Here is a 3,467-nt window from a genome sequence, read left to right on the forward strand (position 1 = left end):
ACGGTTCCATGAGAAGTCCATATTTCGAACAGGAATTGCCGATATAGAGAATTCCAACCCTTTACTGGTTGCATCTCCTACATTCGCCAGCATTTCCGGGTATTGATACGGAGGAGTGGGAACTTTATAAATGTACAATAAATCGGTAACTTTACGCGAATAAGCATCAATTGTTATATTCACACGATTATTGAGTAAGGCCCAATCAATCCCGAGATTCCATTCTGCTTTCTTTTCCCATTTAATATCTTCATTTAAATTTTGTGTAGGACCGTAAGCACTGATCCATCTTCCTGAAGAGTGATCATAATAGCGACCGGTGACCCCCATCATTGGCAACGATTTAAAATTATCTGAAGGCATATTACCTGTTACACCAAACCCCAAACGAAGTTTCAATTCATTAATCCAATCAATATCCTTCATAAAAGCTTCGTTACTTAAGCGCCATCCTAAACTAACAGCAGGGAAAGTACCCCATTTGTGATTAGCTCCCAGACGAGTAGATGCTTCATGTCGTATCGATGCAGAAAGTAAATACCGCTCATCGTAATTATAATTAACACGCCCCAAGAATGAAACAAGATTATCTTGCGTAACAAAACTCTGCATCATACTCTGAGATGGATCATTTATTAGTTTTGAGCCTGCCCCCAGATTATAATAAGAAAAGACATCCGAATCATAGTTGCTGTTAAATACCTCAAACCATTCATGAAAGTTATGTTCATAAGAATAACCTCCCAACAGAACCCAATTATGCTTCCCAAAATTCTTAACATAATCAATCGTTGTTTCTATAGTCTTGTTCTGTCTGTTATCATACCGACGGGTTGCACGACCGTAATCTGATGTATTATAAATTTCACGTGAGGAATATCGGCCTTGAGCCTGATCGTTATGCCTGATCGATCCAAATATCTGGGCACGCAACCCATCGATAATATCAATCCCAATGCGGGCTGATCCCTGGAATGTTCCACCCTTGGTATGCATGTCGCTTTGTTTAATCTGCGCAACTGGATTTGAATAGTTCTGCACATCCAACTGATAGTAACCGCCAGAGTCATCACGGCTGGAATCATAAACAGGGGCAGTAGGGTTGTAATGTGTTGCATGTTTAAAAGCAGAATTATCATTATTAGATGTCTCTCTGTTATAGCGGCGATATGTCGCATCATAAGCTATAGAAACTCTTCCTTCCAACAAAGTCTGATTTGCTACAAACCGACCTATCAACTCATCATAACCGGTCTTGATCGCTATACCAGGATTATCCTTGTAAGAAAGTGACGCTCGATAATTAAATTCGTTTGTACCTCCAGTAATTGAGAGGTTGTGTGAATGGATAAAAGGAGTGCGTGTCAATTCACCAATCCAATCAGTATCTGTGCCACGATCATTTCCTCCGTTTGCAAGAAACTCTGTTCTATTAAGAATATTCAATTTGTTCAAGATAGAGGAAGTAGACAAATAGCCACGATAAGAAGTCGACATTTTTCCTGCACTACCACGCTTAGTCGTTACCAGAATCACACCATTTGTTCCACGTGTACCGTAGATAGCTGCGGCAGAACCGTCCTTAAGAATATCTATACTTTCAATATCATCCTGAGGGATAGCAGAAAGATCCCCCTGTGGAATTCCATCAATAATAATCAGAGGAGATGTATTGCCTTGAAGTGAAGAGGTTCCTCGCAATTGAAATACATAATCGGCATTCGGGTCTCCACTATTTGGTTTAGAGATGTTCAAACCTGCAACCTTCCCCTGTATCATCCCCATAGGGTTAGTCTGTACTCCCTTATTCAAATCATTTTCTTTCAAACCGGCAACCGATCCGGTTAGTTCTTTCCTTCTCTGAGATCCATACCCAATGGCAACAATCTCACCTAACAAAAAACTATCATCCTCCATAAGAATCTCTAACGGAATTGATCCGGTAAAGAGAACTTCTTTCTCCATATAACCGACATAAGAAACAACCAACGTACTATTGACAGGTCCCATAAATTCGAAATTCCCATCCATGTCGGTTGCAGTTCCAATAGTTGTCCCTTTGACAACCACATTTGCCCCTATAATAGCCTCTTTGGTAACAGCATCCAGAACAACTCCTTTAATAGTGTTGTTTTGAGCATTTACATGTTGTACAGACAATAAGACTAACATACACACAATGAGGAAATGTCTCCATTTTATCTGAAAGACAAATTCATACCTCTTAAATAAACAACTTAATTTTTTTTGCATAATGTTTTAGTAGAATTTAGAGTGAGGTAAACTTTACCGATAATACGAGACTTCTGCAACCGGATAAATCAGGTTAACACTCTGTTTATCGGTAATCTTAAATTGATTCAATATAAAGATTAAAGGGTTGGAAATTTCCATGAAGCCCTGTAGGATGGCTTCAGGAATGTTTCCGCTATCGAATTATCTTCGAAATTACGTGTCTTCGGGTTATACACAACTTTAGTACCTGTACGATATGAAATATTAGCCATATGAGCTAAAATGGTTGAAAAAGCTCCTTTTTCTATCGGACTATTGGTTTCGGTTGTTCCTTTTCTTATACATTCCCCCCAGTTGGTTGCGTGATCAATGACACCTCTGTATTCAAATGGGCCAGTCATCTGATATGGTTGGGCCAATGGTTCTCCATCACGATCCTTTACAGGGATCAATTCATATCCATCTCTATTACAGATTAGTGTACCATTGCTCCCTATCCAAGCAACTCCCTGATTACGGTTATACAGATGAGCAACCTGTTGAGCCCACTCGATATGGAAGGTCTCGTATTCAAAAATAGTAGATTGGACACTTGGTGTCTCATTGAATGAATCAGGATGTTTATATGCACTGGAGAATACTGCTTTGGGAAAAGTCCGATTGTTCAGGCCCAACGCTTCCAATCCATCAAAAGCTGAGTCAATCCAGTGAACACCCCAATCGGTTTGCTGACCACCACCATAATCCCAATAGCTCCTCCAATTTCTATGACGAGATTGATTATAGGGTCTATGAGGAGCTGGTCCCAACCACATATCCCAATCCAAAGTAGATGGCACCGCACTATCTGCCGTAACAGGACGCGGATTGGTTCCTTGACACAACCAAATATGTACTTTATAAACATCTCCCAATACTCCGGTTCGCAAAATATCATTTGCACCGCGAAAATAACGCTGACTGGTCTGCCATAACCCAGTTGTGACAATTCCATTATATCTCTTCTGGAAATCTACCATGGTATTACATTCGGCTATGGAATTCGCAACCGGTTTTTCTACGTAAATTGCTTTTCCGGCTTTCATGGCTTCACAGAACATATAAGTATGCCAATGATCAGGAGTAGCAATTATCACACCATCAATATCCTTATTGTCCAGCACTTCCCGAAAATCCTTATATAATTTCATGTCGGCTGTCTGATTGGGATATCTCTTTTTAAAATCTGCCGC

The 3,467-nt window shown here is 40.0% G+C and carries 2 protein-coding genes; both read right to left on the minus strand.

The features are described from left to right. Window positions 1-2,253 (minus strand): SusC/RagA family TonB-linked outer membrane protein (locus Q0502_RS17385; RefSeq protein WP_298653595.1); only part of this gene is annotated, 2,253 nt, incomplete at its 3' end. Between the two features lie 119 nt (window positions 2,254-2,372). Continuing rightward, window positions 2,373-3,467, minus strand: a 1,095-nt coding sequence (locus Q0502_RS17390; protein WP_298653597.1) for a Gfo/Idh/MocA family oxidoreductase, incomplete at its 5' end; no start/stop codon positions are given.

Origin of the sequence: uncultured Proteiniphilum sp., from assembly GCF_937873925.1 — a bacterium.
Lineage (GTDB): Bacteria > Bacteroidota > Bacteroidia > Bacteroidales > Dysgonomonadaceae > Proteiniphilum.